General features: G+C 42.0%; 17 protein-coding genes. 15 read left to right on the forward strand and 2 right to left on the reverse strand.

Features of this window, described 5'->3' with window-relative positions; translation table 11 throughout:
• Window positions 1-176: DUF6431 domain-containing protein (locus G519_RS53695; RefSeq protein WP_409372025.1), on the reverse strand; the 176-nt coding region annotated here is incomplete at its 3' end.
• 309 nt (window positions 177-485) lie between these two features.
• Here G519_RS53695 and G519_RS44595 point away from each other — a divergent pair.
• The 8 genes from G519_RS44595 to G519_RS0126245 all read left to right on the forward strand — a co-directional run bounded on the left by G519_RS44595 (window position 486) and on the right by G519_RS0126245 (window position 8,123).
• On the forward strand, window positions 486-842 hold the full coding sequence (locus tag G519_RS44595; protein ID WP_208860913.1) for a hypothetical protein: 357 nt from the start codon (window positions 486-488) through the stop codon (window positions 840-842).
• Between the two features lie 67 nt (window positions 843-909).
• Window positions 910-1,962 (forward strand): CotH kinase family protein, encoded by a 1,053-nt coding sequence (locus tag G519_RS0126210; RefSeq protein WP_036633775.1) that lies wholly within the window; start codon window positions 910-912, stop codon window positions 1,960-1,962.
• A 185-nt stretch (window positions 1,963-2,147) separates the two neighbouring features.
• Window positions 2,148-2,303: a hypothetical protein gene (locus G519_RS50510; protein WP_154669615.1), complete on the forward strand. Its 156-nt coding sequence runs from the start codon at window positions 2,148-2,150 to the stop codon at window positions 2,301-2,303.
• A gap of 57 nt (window positions 2,304-2,360) precedes the next feature.
• Complete coding sequence (locus G519_RS0126220; protein ID WP_029197227.1) at window positions 2,361-3,704, forward strand: arsenic transporter; 1,344 nt, start codon at window positions 2,361-2,363, stop codon at window positions 3,702-3,704.
• A gap of 28 nt (window positions 3,705-3,732) precedes the next feature.
• Complete coding sequence (locus G519_RS0126225; RefSeq protein ID WP_029197228.1) at window positions 3,733-4,410, forward strand: hypothetical protein; 678 nt, start codon at window positions 3,733-3,735, stop codon at window positions 4,408-4,410.
• A gap of 136 nt (window positions 4,411-4,546) precedes the next feature.
• On the forward strand, window positions 4,547-6,097 hold the full coding sequence (locus G519_RS0126230; RefSeq protein WP_029197229.1) for a class I SAM-dependent methyltransferase: 1,551 nt from the start codon (window positions 4,547-4,549) through the stop codon (window positions 6,095-6,097).
• 36 nt (window positions 6,098-6,133) lie between these two features.
• The gene (locus G519_RS0126235; protein ID WP_029197230.1) at window positions 6,134-6,664 is read left to right on the forward strand and encodes a hypothetical protein; all 531 of its coding nucleotides are present in this window, start codon (window positions 6,134-6,136) and stop codon (window positions 6,662-6,664) included.
• A 160-nt stretch (window positions 6,665-6,824) separates the two neighbouring features.
• Window positions 6,825-8,123, forward strand: a complete 1,299-nt coding sequence (locus tag G519_RS0126245) for a peptidase G2 autoproteolytic cleavage domain-containing protein (protein ID WP_036633776.1) — start codon at window positions 6,825-6,827, stop codon at window positions 8,121-8,123.
• 987 nt (window positions 8,124-9,110) lie between these two features.
• Here G519_RS0126245 and G519_RS47825 read toward each other — a convergent pair.
• On the reverse strand, window positions 9,111-9,851 hold the full coding sequence (locus tag G519_RS47825; RefSeq protein ID WP_051253699.1) for a C40 family peptidase: 741 nt from the start codon (window positions 9,849-9,851) through the stop codon (window positions 9,111-9,113).
• 293 nt (window positions 9,852-10,144) lie between these two features.
• Here G519_RS47825 and G519_RS0126255 point away from each other — a divergent pair, with 293 nt between their 5' ends.
• The 7 genes from G519_RS0126255 to G519_RS0126285 all read left to right on the forward strand — a co-directional run bounded on the left by G519_RS0126255 (window position 10,145) and on the right by G519_RS0126285 (window position 14,759).
• Window positions 10,145-10,390: a hypothetical protein gene (locus G519_RS0126255; protein WP_029197232.1), complete on the forward strand. Its 246-nt coding sequence runs from the start codon at window positions 10,145-10,147 to the stop codon at window positions 10,388-10,390.
• 12 nt (window positions 10,391-10,402) lie between these two features.
• Complete coding sequence (locus G519_RS0126260) at window positions 10,403-10,774, forward strand: spore coat protein (RefSeq protein WP_029197233.1); 372 nt, start codon at window positions 10,403-10,405, stop codon at window positions 10,772-10,774.
• Window positions 10,775-10,795: 21 nt separating this feature from the next.
• Window positions 10,796-11,932 (forward strand): zinc-dependent alcohol dehydrogenase, encoded by a 1,137-nt coding sequence (locus tag G519_RS0126265; protein ID WP_029197234.1) that lies wholly within the window; start codon window positions 10,796-10,798, stop codon window positions 11,930-11,932.
• A 32-nt stretch (window positions 11,933-11,964) separates the two neighbouring features.
• Window positions 11,965-12,159 (forward strand): hypothetical protein, encoded by a 195-nt coding sequence (locus G519_RS0126270; protein ID WP_029197235.1) that lies wholly within the window; start codon window positions 11,965-11,967, stop codon window positions 12,157-12,159.
• Between the two features lie 11 nt (window positions 12,160-12,170).
• Window positions 12,171-12,470 carry a spore coat protein gene (locus tag G519_RS0126275; protein ID WP_029197236.1) on the forward strand — a complete coding sequence of 100 codons (300 nt, stop codon included), beginning with the start codon at window positions 12,171-12,173 and terminating at the stop codon, window positions 12,468-12,470.
• A 145-nt stretch (window positions 12,471-12,615) separates the two neighbouring features.
• Window positions 12,616-13,521 carry an S-layer homology domain-containing protein gene (locus G519_RS0126280; RefSeq protein ID WP_029197237.1) on the forward strand — a complete coding sequence of 302 codons (906 nt, stop codon included), beginning with the start codon at window positions 12,616-12,618 and terminating at the stop codon, window positions 13,519-13,521.
• 191 nt (window positions 13,522-13,712) lie between these two features.
• The gene (locus G519_RS0126285) at window positions 13,713-14,759 is read left to right on the forward strand and encodes a LacI family DNA-binding transcriptional regulator (RefSeq protein ID WP_029197238.1); all 1,047 of its coding nucleotides are present in this window, start codon (window positions 13,713-13,715) and stop codon (window positions 14,757-14,759) included.
• The last annotated feature ends 1 nt before the right edge of the window (window position 14,760 follow it).

Below are 14,760 nucleotides of genomic sequence, written 5' to 3' on the forward strand. Positions count from 1 at the left end.
TTACGACAACTGGAACAGCGCAATCTTCGGAGGATGAATACCTTAACTTCTCCAGTCGCATTCCTACAGATTCGCCTTCGACTACCAATAACCTTAAGTCCTTCGCCACAACAGGGGCAAGGCACGATTTCCACACACCTAACAAAAAACGCCGGTGACCTTCTCAACCAGCTCATAATTTGATACAATGACCATGTTATTTTTTGTGAGAGGATGTCTCCGGTGTACCTGCGCTAACAGGTACACGTTTTATGGAGGCGTCCTTTTCCTTTACTGTGATACGGTCATTATATTCGTCAATCCCTGGACAGGCAATTCCGTCAGCTTTTGGGCATTATGATTCAGCGGCAACAATAATTCCACAATTAGAATACAAATCTATTAATAATTAATTTATCTATATCAACCAATATCTCTATCCAATTCAAATCTTCTATCATAGACTGCACTATCAACTATAAGGAGGTTTTAAAAGATGGAGGTTAGTGTATCTAACAAAGGTGACAAAGCAAGCGGCAACAAAAATGAGAAAACACAAGCGCAAAAAAATGACAAAACAAGAGGCAGCAAAAATTGTGGAAACAAAACAAGAGGCAACAAATCTGACGGAAACAAAACAAAAGGCAACAAATCAGGTGGAAACAAAACAAGAGGCATCAAATCAGGTGGAAACAAAACAAGAGGCAACAAATCAGGTGGAAACAAAACAAAGGGCAACAAATCGAGTGGAAACAAAACAAAAGGCAACAAATCGGGTGGAAACAAAACAAGAGGGAACAAGACTGGCGGAAACAAAACAAGAGGGAACAAGAGCCGTGGCAATCGTAAATAATCACGAATAAATTAATCTAGAATGAAAGTCTATCTACTTTAGATAGGCTTTTTATTATGTAAAAAAGGCGGTGTGCCATGATACCGACTCGACATATCGTAATCCAAGATCAGCAGCTTAGAAAGTTGAATGAAGATGTTTGGAGTAATCAATTCGTAAACGGGATACTTATTAGTAATGGTAAACGTGTTCCTATTAAGGTTCGTTATCGTGGTGGCCACACCCGAGAATATGCGAAGAAATCTTATGAAATTGTTTGCAAGGGTAAGACTTACCATCTGAATGCAGAGTATGACGATCCTTCGATGATACGGAATGCGCTCTCATTTCGATTTTTCCAACGTATTGGTGTACCGAGTCCACAAACCAAACATTTTGAATTGATTCTAAATGGAGAAGGTCTGGGGGTTTATTTAGAAATAGAAGCGGTTGATAAAAACTTTTTCAGGCAAAGGAGAATTAGTGCGCAATCCCTTTTCTATGCTGTGGATGATGATGCCAACTTTGAGCTGTTTCACCCGGAAACAAAAAGGAATAAGAGGACGATGTTTGAAGGATACGAGCAAATCATAGGCTTAAGCACCGAAAAAAAAGAACTGAGCGCATTCATTTCCAAGATAAATAAACTGTCCGGGAAGCCATTAGCTCAATACTTGCAATCCCATTTGGATATTGATAATTACTTGCGATGGTTAGCCGGAGCTGTTTTCACCGGAAACTTCGATGGGTTTGATCAAAATTATGCGATCTATCGTCATAAGCCAAGCAAATTATACCGCATCATACCCTGGGACTACGAAGGCACTTGGGGGAGAAATTGCTATGGGAAAGTATGCGGGAGTAACTTGGTACGCCTTAAAGGCTACAATGGCTTGACTAATAAACTGATGAGTTTCAAGAGTGTTAGGCTGCGGTATAAACAAATTCTTACTTCTATTCTTCGTTCATCATTTACAAGGAAACAGATAGCTCCAATGATTGAACAATTACACGGTACGATAGCCCCTTATATACTGTATGATCATAATCGGAAGTGGCCTTATTCGGAATTCAGAGGTGAGCCGGAATTAATTATGAACTATATTAAGGAAAGGCGGGAAATTATTAAGAAAGAAATGGAAAAGCTTTAGCCAACCAAATGCATCATAGCATTTGGTTTTTTTGTTGTTTCATTTCTCTTTTACTAGACAAGAGTGGAATATTTGAGAGATGGGGTTAAGTGTTTATATCAAGATGAATACAGGTCCCGTATACATACTGTATCAGTATCTACTAATGATAGATGGTGGTAGATGGTAGAAGGGAGGGAATGACAATGGTCGTCATGTTTATCATTATGCTTGCAGGGGTTCTACTATACTTTTTACTTAAACCGCCAATACAGACCGAAATAGAAACCGTTTATGAAAATGTAAATTCCGTAGATTTGGATATGCCGGATATGGCATTCATCAAGAGAATAGACGTATGACAACATCTACTCAGATAGGTAATAACATCACTTTTTCAAAAAGCGGGGTGAAAATTTATGATCGGTTCCTCAATGGTAACCCTTACAATAGCTGCATTTCTAATGACAGTTATTCTCATTCTATGGCGTCCTAAGGAGTTGAATGAAGCAATACCTGCTATAGGAGGAGCTATCCTCGTCATTCTAAGTGGGAGTGTTTCGTTCGCTGATTTGCTGAAAATAACAAATACGATCAGTGATGCTGCCATCACGATTATGGCTACCATCGTGATGGCCATCGTATTAGAGAGCTTTGGATTCTTCCAATGGGCGGCTGAAGGTTTAATGGCTAGAGCCAAAGGATCAGGGATCCGACTATTCTGGTACGTAAATCTACTTTGTTTCCTGATGACTCTTTTCTTCAACAATGATGGCAGCATTATGATAACAACGCCAATATTAATCATTGTTCTTCAGAATCTAGGTTTAAAAAATCATCAAAAAATTCCATATTTGCTCTCAGGCGCCTTAATCGCAACGGCTTCTAGTGCTCCAATTGGTGTTAGTAATATCGTTAATCTCATTGCACTAAAAATTGTAGGAATGAATTTATATATGCACACATTAATGATGTTTATCCCCTCTACGTTAGGTTTGATCGTATTCTTATTGCTATTATTTCTCTGTTTTTATCGCATACTTCCTAAGAAATTGCCATTAAACGCGATTGTATCTGGAAAACATCCCTTACACGTTGATCTTCCAAAATCAATGCCAGTCATTAAAAATCGAGCAAAATTTATGAGAAATATATTATTGTTTGTATTTATGGTTCGTGTAAGTCTATTTGCAGCTTCGTATATGAATATACCTGTAAGTCTGATGGCTGTTATTGGTTCCATTATTCTTCTGACTTGGCGTTGGATTTATCTCAAAATATCTCCTATCGATATGGTAAAGAAGACACCCTGGCATATCCTCGTGTTTGCCTTTGGGATGTACGTTATTATTTATGGATTAAATAATATTGGACTTACGCATATGCTAGTCAATTTCTTGAAGCCGCTAGCTTCTGGGGACTTATTAAATGGTAGTTTGTTAATGGGCGGACTAGTCACTGTCTTGTCTACGTTAGTAAATAATCACCCTGCCTTAATGATCGGAACACTCACGTTAACTGGTATAGGGTTAGACCCTCTGACTTTGAAGGTTACCTACTTAGCTAGTGTCGTTGGTAGTGATTTAGGGTCTTTACTTTTGCCAATTGGGACACTGGCTTCGTTGATATGGCTTCATATCCTTAGGCAGCATAAAGTTAAAATAAGCTGGAAGGATTATTGCAAGGTCACATTTGTAACGATTCCCCCTGCTTTAATATTCACACTGGTTTGTCTTTCCTTTTGGGTAAAGTGGATTTTTTAAAAATGGATAGTTAAGGAGGTTATCAACTATGATGTATTTCAACACGTATATCGGAAAGATGGTACAAATTGAGTTAATTGGAGATCGTGATAGAATTGGCTACCTAATCGATTTGGGACCAGATATCATTGTCATTTACACGGAAAAGAAGTACTTATATATGCCTATCACTCATATTAGAAATATCACTTTACAGGCGGCCGATGACAAAATGAACACGGAATCTTCACCTGCCCCCGTTAAGCAAACCGGAGAGATCACTTATGACCAGATCTTAGCCAATGCGATCGATCGATTCGTAGAAATTTATATTGCCAATAATCAGACAATCCACGGTTATGTAAAACATATTGCTCAAGACTACATGGTGTTTTATTCGCCTCTTTATCAAGTTATGTACATTCCTTTGTTTCATCTAAAATGGATCAGTCCTTACCAAACCCACCAGACGCCCTATTCGCAAGCGCAAGATCAATTGGCAGCTAATCCAACCGATCCAACTTTTGCTATGCTCCCCAATACCTTTGAACAGCTGCTCAAAGATTTGGAAGGAGAAATCGTCTGTTTTGACTCTGGCATACATGCAAACAAGATCGGCTTGCTGCAGAAATTAAACCTTCCTTTTGTTGAACTAATCACGGCCGATGAGAAAAAGCTGCATTACAACATTCAACATATTAAGAATTGCATTCCCTTTAATAAGTGAAAGCAGTTTTCCATTTCTGGTAGAAGGATAGTTAGCCAGAAATGGGTAACTGTCTTTCTTTTTTTTGTTTAGGAGGTACTTTATGGTAAGATGGGAGTTGTTTTTTCATAAAATGGAGTAAAGTAGGTTCAAGCCGATGACACATAAGGATCAGAAGATTTATCGTTTCAGTGAAGCACCCATTTGGGATCTTCAGCGAACATATTATGAAGAGCAGGGAATTGGTGCATGGCAGAGTGAAGAGGTTCCACAATACATAACTAGTAATCCAAGTATAGCGGTAGCCTATGCCGAGATCATATTTGGGTTTCTTCAAGATAGAGAAAATCTTGGTTTCTCATTGGAACCGGTGACGATACTAGAGCTTGGAGCGGGTTCTGGCAGATTAGCCTATCATATTGTAAAAGAACTATGTGAGCTGAGGGATTATTCAGGTATCACTCTTCCACCTTTTCGATATGTCATGAGTGATCTAGCATTCAAAAATATCACTTTTTGGCAGCAGCACCGCAGTTTACTTCCCTTTGTGGAGCAAGGGGTTCTGGACTTTGCACAATTTGACGCTGTGCAGGGTACTGAACTTCATTTGACGCAATCTGGTGATCGAATTAGAAGGGGTGACTTGCAGCAGCCGCTGCTGGTCATTGCGAATTACTTTTTTGATAGTATTCCACAAGAACTGATCTATGTAGACGAAAACAAAATTTATGAATGCATGGTTTCTTTGCGTTTTCCGGAAGGTGCCGCCGAACGAAGTGTTTCGGATATGCTGAAGAACGTCATTCCCGAGTATCATTATCGAAGAGCTGATGAATATGAAAAGGAATCATACCCTTATCGCGATGTTGTAGGATTGTATTCACAGAAGCTGGAGGATTCCCATATCCTCTTCCCGGCAGTTGGACTGCAATGTTTGGAACGTCTTGGAATGCTCTCACAAGCAGGATTTCTCCTGCTCACTGCGGATAAAGGAGATCACCGAATAGAGAACTGGGAATATAACGAGCCTCCCAAGCTGATTCATCATGGAAGCTTTTCCCTGACAGCCAATTATCATGCCATTGGGTATGTCTTTGAGCAAAAGGGTGCCATGAGCTTATTCACATCACATCCCTATAACCATTTGAACATAGGATGTATGCTTATGCTGACCAATCCTCACAGTTATGGTCTCACACGCTTAGCCTACCGACGGTTTGTCGAACGTTTTGGTCCAGATGATTTTTTCAGTATCAAAGAATGGTTTGATTCGCATTTGGATCTGATGGAAATTAACCAACTTCTAGCTTTTTGGCGTTTGGGCGGGTATGATGCCCAATTGTTCCTACAAAGCGCGAAGCGCCTATCGAATCTAATTCCCGCCTGTGATGAAGAAGAATTATCGGACATACGACAAGGTATACTTCTGATGTGGCAAGGATATTATCCGATGGAATTAAATCGTGACTTAGCTTTGGACTGCGCTATGTTATTGTATCAAATGGATATGTTCCAGGATGCTTTGGTATTCTTTGAACGGACCAACAATGAGTACAGGAACGACGCTTCTGTGCTTTATGAGATGGCCATTTGCTATTACGAGGTCGGTGAAGATGCTTCTGCTAGGGAATTTGCTCTTAACACACTAGAATTAGCACCTGAACATGAGGGTGCTTTAGCGCTTATGAAACTGTTTCCATCATTGTGAGTTAGCAAAGAATATACAATAAAAGTGGTGAGATTCTTGGAGGAGCAACGGCTGAGAGCAAAAGAATTATTCGATTTGTATCGAGGGCATTTTTTTCAAATGCATCGTGATGGCGTTTTCGAAGAATATAAGACATACGAAATAGAAAGTCAAATCGAAATTGACTGGTACAACGAATGGATTGATACCTGCACGAATCATCTCTCGATAAGAGACTGGGATGCGATCACAAGCTTAGAGTTACTAGCCAAATATTATCAAGATTCTCGTATACTTGATAACGTGATTGCTTTTGCTTCGCGCCATATTATGGGAGCCGATAGTATTGTAAAACTTATGTATGCGGAAAAGCTTATGGATCTAATCAAATCCTTAAAAAAGGTAGTTTCTAGAGAAAAAAGGCATGCGGCGTATCAACTAACCTATAAGATGCTAGAAGATATTATTTTAAAACCATTGATTATTGACCCAGGCCATGAGCTGGATCAATATCATTTAAAAGACAAGAAGTCCCTCAACAGCAGAGCTAAAAAAAGTATGGACGAGATAAGAAATGTTCGGGATTGACCTTTATTTTAAAGCGATTTTGGCAGAGCAGGCAGAGCGGGCAGAACCTTCGGTTCTGCTTTTTGTGTTTGTTTGCATACTGTCAATTGTACAAGCAAACTGGTAAAAATTTCATATGCTGAATCATATGTTCATAATCGCTATAAAGGAGAGGGTAGATATGGCTTGTGGGGCGCAAGCTTTGGGGGTTTGCTCTGTAGCAGAAGGAAATAACACCGTGGCGAGCGGAGATTATTCTCACGCGGAAGGCATCAATACATTGGCGAGTTCCATTGCTTCTCATGCGGAGGGATATTTTACTCAAGCAACGGGACCTGCATCTCACGCGGAAGGCGGCGGTTCTCTGGCCATTGGCGTATACGCGCATGCCGAAGGACAGCAAACTAGCGCCGAAGATTTAGGGGCTCATGCGGAAGGGTTTTTGACGCGAGCGCAGAGTTTTGCTTCTCATGCCGAAGGGCAGCAAACTAGTGCCGATGGCATAAATGCCCATGCGGAAGGCGAGAGCAACACAGCTAGCGGCAGAGCCTCTCATGCTGAAGGCAACTTAAACGTGGCAAGTGGGCTGTTTGCCCACGCGGAGGGGCAGAGAACAACGGCTTCGGGAGATTTATCACATGCCGAAGGGAATCAGACCATAGCTAGTGGTCAAAACGCCCATGCGGAAGGTGCATTGACAACCGCGAGCGGCTTCACTTCGCATACTGAGGGTGTAAACACATTGGCGAATAGTTTTTTTTCACATGCAGAAGGACAAGAAACTTCAACGAACAATTTGGAAGGTGTTCACATCATGGGGCAATTTGGTGCCGCGAATGAGCTGACCTATTCCTGGTACCTAGCCAACGGGACAAGCAGCGGGGCACCTGGATTAGCTGCGAAAATATTAAGCAATGGCAATGTTAAAATAGACGGAACGGTAAGCAGTCCAGCAGCAGATTACGCGGAGATGTTCGAGACTACAGACGGCAACCCCATTGAACCTGGTCTTTTCGTCGCTTTGGAAGAGGACAAAGTTCGCATAGCTGATCCCACGGATCGCTATATCATAGGGATTATAAGTGCGAAGCCAGCTTTTCTCTCGAACAGCGGGGAAATGCGTTGGAATCAGAAGTATGTGACGGATGAGTGGGGAAGAACCCTTTACCATGAAGTGAAAGTACCGACATTGACTGATGCTCAACGGGAAATTGTTATACCTGAACGAAAGGAAGAACAACCTATGTTAAACCCGGAATGGAACCCTACACAAGTCTATATTCCTAGGGCAGAGAGGCCCGAATGGGTAGCCGTAGGGATGCTTGGTAAACTTCTTGTACGAGATGATGGTTCCTGCCAAGCGGGCGGACTTTGCGGACCAAACGAGAATGGGGTGGCTACAGCATCTGATAAAGGTTTTTATGTATTAAAAAGAATCCGTCCTAATCAGATTCTAGTACTAGTGGGGAAATCGTATTAAAACTTAGCATTTGACGATTGGATCTTTATGCCGATTGCCTATCTTTCCATGAACCCAAATGTTGCCAGCAGTTTGTTCTTTCCTTTATTGAGAAGTTCATTGCGATGGATGTGCCTAAAAATTTGACCTGGCTTGAAGCTGAAATTCCGTTACGCGAGACGGATACCTCGTCCATTTACGCCATCAGAGTTGTCCTCCCATTTACGAATTACAGACCAGCATGCGAGGCAGATTCTTCACAAGTTAGTTGAGCACCAACTTCTGTTTGTAGCCAGCGGTAGGCAACGTTATCGTTCTTACGCCTTACGAACTCAATAATTCTTATTTGATCAAAGAGCATAGATCTGAAGTTGCTACGAATTCAAGATGCGCTATTTTAAGCAAAAGATTAGCATTCAGCCTATACTCTACTCCATAACGTCACTGGTGTTCGTTAAATCATCTAGAAGGCGTATTCTCATGTATAAGTACAATACGGTTCGTTAGCAATGACATTACCGGTGGGGCTGACGAAGAAAACTCGACGCAGACAACCTTAGCGATAGATTCAGAAGCCGCGCTACTACATGAAGCTATTTTTTTGAAGTTGATTCATTCGTTCCGTCCGCGCGGGGGAACCCTCTCGGGGTTCTCACAAATTAGCTCCAAAATAAAACGGACACCCATATGGATGTCCGTTTATTTCTATGGAGTCTAGGGGGATGTATGAATCATGATTTAAATGCGAAGTCGACGAAGATAGCTTAGCGGTAGATTCAGACGCCGTGCTCCTACAAATGAAGGTATCCTGCGGAACCTTCACTTTGTTACGTGCGTGCGGGCGAACCCTCAGGGGTTCTCTCCCCAAGGCTCAAGGAAACAAAAACATGCGATAGACGAAAGTGATCTCAGTATGCGTTAATATTATAAAATCAGATGAAATGACAAAGAACCCACCTTTAAGAAAAGGAAGGGTTCTTCTTTTTAACATATTAGAGATCTAATTGCTTAGATTCTACGGCCTGTAATGTAATGGCTTGTCCAATACGAACTATTAAAGTCACCGATGACTACACCTTTGTTCGGTAAATTGTTTATGAATTGACCATTACCTATGTAGATGCCTACATGGTTAATTTGACCTGGTGTACTTACACTGAAAAATACCAAATCACCCGGTTGGAGCTGATTGCGTGGAATGTAGGTGCCCAATTTGGCTTGAGCTTTAGATCCCCAAGGAATTTGAACGCCATTTAGTTGAAATACATGTTGCGTGAAGGAAGAACAATCTAAACGCAAATGCTGAAGATCCCTCGAACCGAATACATAGGTAACTCGGCCTTGAAATGAGGCAGCTGTGTTGACAATTTTATTTGCTAAACTGCCGCCACCAGCAGGATTAGAAGGTGCAGGAGTGGGAGCAGGATTGGAGGGTGCAGGCGCAGGCGCAGGTTTATTTTCATTTACGGTTACATAAGAGCGTGAAACATAGCCCTGCTTGCCATTGTAATCGACCAAAACCCAATAGTCATTGGCAGCTTCTACAGGCAGTACAGTGCCTTGTTTAATAAATCCCCAAACGGGTGCACTCGTACTTTGATCGGCTCGGAAGTTAACACCCTTATTCACAGTTGCTGTTGCTACAGGGGCAGCAAAAGCACTAGTGGAAAAGCCACTAAACATGGAGAGCGCTAAACCTAAAGTTAATAGGGTCTTTTTTCCAAGGTAGTTCTTAATCTTTATTTGCATGAATTAACTTCCTCCTTCTGGTATAAAAGCTGAGGTGAGTCTGGCACCTATAAACACTTTATCATAGTTGAAAAACCCTAAAATTTACCGAATAGTGCCCAAACCCATAGCAGTCCTAGCCAAATTTGCCATTATTAGAATTTCGTTAGAATTTGATGAGTAATAATTCCTTGACAGGTAAATTTATCTCTTCTTAACAGTGAAAGCACTTTCGCGCCATTTGATTAATGTGGGAGGCGATTTGATGAATAACCCTACATTTTCAAGGACAAGATACCATTGGAGGTGACCCCATGGTAAATCAATCAACATTAGCTGCGCACGAGTCCCTGGAATTGCATGAAGCCCTTAATTTCAAAACACTTTGCGTATTAAAATCCAAGATGATGCAAGGCTTAGTTTTCGACCAAGAACTAAAAGCTTTAATGCAGAAGGATGTGGAGCAGTCCATGCAAGCCATAGCTGATCTGCAGTCCGTTTATGCGAAAGCGCCATTCCAAGCCCCTGTCCCGAAACGCCCGACACCCATTATAAATTGAAGGTGATAATAGATGAATGAAGACTATGACTACTTAGACCCAAGTAATGCGCTCAACATGCCAGAGATGGCCGACATGACATTCGCTATGGATTTTCTCATCAGAGTCAAAGAAGGCGTTAGGAATACGGCAATTGCCTTAACAGAAACGGCGACTGAAGGCGCAAGAGCGATCCTCCGCAACCAGCTTCATCAAGGTATTGCGCTGCATCAAGAAGTAACCGAGCTTATGATGAGGAAGAAATGGTTCCATCCATATGAACTCAACGAACAATTCAAATTAGATCAACTAGGGGCTATTAATGCTGTTCAAATGGCTCAAATGAAACTGTTCCCAGTGGATACCTCGCGTAAAGGCATGTTTGATCGGACACCAGATCAATAACATTATTGGAGGAAATGAAGCATGAAAGCTGTTACGTACCAAGGCCTCAAGAATGTCGTTGTGAAAGAGGTACCCGATCCGAAGATTGAAAAACCCGACGATATGATCGTCCGAATGACGACTACGGCAATCTGTGGTTCCGACTTGCATTTGATTCACGGAATGATCCCCAATTTACAGGAAGATTATGTAATCGGACACGAGCCTATGGGCATCGTAGAAGAGGTCGGTTCTGGCGTTACGAAGTTAAAGAAAGGCGATCGTGTCATTATTCCTTTCAATATTAGCTGCGGGGAATGTTTTTTCTGTAAAAATCAACTCGAAAGCCAGTGCGATAACTCGAATGAAAATGGGGATATGGGTGCTTACTTTGGGTATTCCGGCACAACAGGCGGTTATCCGGGTGGCCAGGCTGAATATTTGCGGGTACCCTTCGCGAATTTCACTCACTTCAAAATCCCAGAAAGCTGCGAGCATCCGGATGAGAAACTTTGCTTGATTGCGGATGCTATGACAACTGCCTTCTGGAGTGTAGATAACGCTGGTGTGAAGGAAGGGGACACGGTTATCGTTCTTGGATGCGGACCTGTTGGGCTGCTAACACAGAAATTCTGTTGGCTCAAAGGAGCAAAGCGGGTAATCGCAGTGGATTATCTAGATTACCGCTTGGAACATGCGAAACGAACGAATAAGGTCGAAACCGTCAATTTTGAGCATGGGGAGAATATCGGGAATTATTTGAAGGAAATCACAAAAGGTGGAGCAGATGTTGTCATCGATTGCTCGGGGATGAGCGGAAAAATGACCCCACTCGAATCCATTGCCTCTGGACTAAAACTCCATGGCGGTGCGATGGGTGGTATCGTTATTGCTTCACAGGCAGTACGTAAATGTGGAACCATTCAAATAACTGGCGTGTATGGAGGCAGATATAACGCTTTCCCGCTTGGAGATATTTTCCAAAGAAATGTCAATATCCGTACGGGACAAGCACCCGTCATTCACTATATGCCATATATGTATGAGCTGATCGATAGTGGCAAAGTAGATCCAGGTGATGTTATTACACACGTCCTGCCACTGAGCGAAGCAAAACATGGCTATGAAGTATTTGATACCAGACAAGAGAATTGTATTAAAGTCATTCTTAAACCGTAATGGTGAAACTATTCGGAGGTGCGAGTTAGAAGATGACATATGCGCTGCATGAAACCCTTGAGGTCCATGAAATAGCAGCTTTTAAAACCGTTTGTTTAACCAAGGCGAAGACGATGAAGCTCTTAGTTTCGGATCCTGCTTTGAATGAAATTTTACAGCAAGACGTATATCTATCGACGCGGCAGTTGCAGGAGCTTGAGACGATTCTAACCGAAGCGACCGTATAGGAGGTGAAAGCATGAACACCATTCTTGAGCATTTGACAGGTATGCATACGATGACCGATCAAGTAATTGCCATGGATTTTTTGGTAACGGCGAAGAGCGGGGTAAGAAATTACGCGATGGCTGTAACGGAGGCAGGTACTCCAGAGATCAAGGCGACGCTCTCCAGGCATTTAGATGAAGCGATTGATACGCATGAGAAAATAACGAAGTACATGATGGAACAAGGTTGGTATCATCCTTGGAACATTAAAGAGCAGATTCAATTAGACTTGAAAAGTATTGAGACTGCTTTGAATGCTCCAACGCTATAAAGACTCGATTCCATTAAACCAGTAGCCAGTGGCTGCTGGTTATTTGTGTTGGCTAATCAGCTGCAACATAACTTGTCGACTCTACGTTATGTAAGTAACTCAGAAACGGGTTATATTATAACATGCCCAAAGGAGAATAGAGCTGATGAAAAAAATAGCCGCTTTAACGTTAACAACTTTATTGTGCAGTAGTTTGACTTTCGGTTCAGCTTTTGCTTTTTCGGATTTAGATGAAGGACAATCAGAATCCATTCTGGCCTTAAAAGACCGCGGCGTAGTAAGTGGAGTCGATCAGGATCACTTTGTTCCTAGAGGTAAAATTAGCTATGCACAGAGTGTGCAAATGATTGTAAAAGGCTTGGACTTCAACTTAGACTTAATGAAGTTTAAAATACAGCCGGTAGCAACCGATATGTATTCGAATATCCAGAATGATGCCTGGTATGCGGATGCTTTTATCATTGCTCATTATCACGGATTGCAGATCCCTAAGGATGTGAACCCGAATGCGACAATTACTCGTGAACAATTTGGGGACTTATTAGTTCGTGCCTTAGAGAAGAAGGGCAACTTTCCGCTGGTCAAAATGTTCATCTTGATCAAGGATGAGGATCAAATTACGATTGATTATCAAGGCACTTTACAGAGACTTTTGCTTTATAAAATTACTACCCTTGATAAGGACGGTAAGTTTAATCCTAAAAGTGAGCTCACGCGTGGTGAAGCAGCAAGTTGGCTTTATAACGCTATCCGCGTATTGGAAGCTAATATTCAAAAACCGGCTCCTACCGAAGAAGTAGCGGTAAAGGTTGAGAAAGTAAATGATGAAGTTAACAAGGTAACACTGTCCAGAAGGGATAAACCAAACCTTGGCTATGGCATTGAAATTAATACAATCCAGTTTAACCAAGATGGTCAGGCTGTCATTACGTATACACTGCTCGAGCCGAAACCAGATATGATGTATGCTCAGGTGATAACCGAAGCGAAAACTGTCACGTATATTTCATCTAAGTATAAGGTTACAGCGGAACCTGCTCCTTCGAAATAAAAATCTAGCATGTAAAAAAGTGCTGCTAACCTTTTTAAACGGTGTCAGCACTTTTTTGTGATTTAAGGTGTCAAACGTATTGACAACTTATTAAGAGATGAATTATTCTGTAAGAAAGCGCTTGCCCCAAACTTCAGGATAACGTTTGGGCAAAGGTTGGATATAGGTTTAGATAGAAGGAGCTGTATGAATTGCCTACTCTCAAAGATATTGCAGATTTAGTCGGAGTCTCCATTTCAACAGCCTCACGTGTGGTGAGAAATGACACTAGCCGACATATCAACCCGGAGACAAAGGCCAAGGTTTGGGAGGCTGTGCGTCAATTAAATTACACACCTAATGAATCGGCGCGTCACCTTGTCAACAAACAAAAGACAGAGAAAAGGCAGACCAAGCAAATTGGCTGCATCATTCAAACGGCTCGTCTGAACGACGATCACCCTTATTACTCTCCGATTATTACGGCATTTACCAAGAAAATTTTGGAATCCGGATATTCTCTGGGTTTCATGCATACTTCTGATGAGCTCAAAGACGAAGCGCTGCTGCATCGATGCATACATGACATTCAAGTTGATGGCATTATTATCGTTGGCGAAGTAGGTTCCGAAATCGTTGATTATTTGCTAAAAGTAGAAGAGCTAGCACTGATTGGCATTTGTACGAACGGTACGGAAATTACCATGGTCGATTACGACCGGATTCACGCCGCGAAGTCTGCTGTCGATCACCTCATTTCGCAGGGGCACCAATCCATTGGTTTTGTCGGAGGACCGGGGCATACAAGCGAATTAAATAGTGAAGAGAGATTTCAGGGCTATAAATTTGCGATGTACGATGCGGGTATTCCCTTAAATAAAGACTGGGTGATAGACACCCGATGGGAAATCGACCGCAGTTATGAGAGTATCATGGAGCGTTTGAAGCGTACAGACCTGGAGCGGCCTACGGCGATATTTTCGGCAAGCGACCAATTAGCGATTCCTGCTATGCGAGCTGTCATTGAGAACCAATTGCGTATTCCAGAGGATATTGCCTTCATCTCGATGGATAATATCGATTTTGCCCAATATACCACACCGCCGTTATCGTCAGTTCATGTACCAAAGGTCGAAATAGGCACATCAGCAGCTTCAACCTTGCTGGATATGCTGAATGGAGAGCACCCGCAGCTTTCCAAAGTGCTGCTTCCACATCGACTTATTGTCAGACAATCTTCTGTATTTACGAGAAACTAAA

This window comes from Paenibacillus alginolyticus DSM 5050 = NBRC 15375 (genome assembly GCF_000422905.1).
Lineage (GTDB): Bacteria > Bacillota > Bacilli > Paenibacillales > NBRC-103111 > Paenibacillus_E > Paenibacillus_E alginolyticus.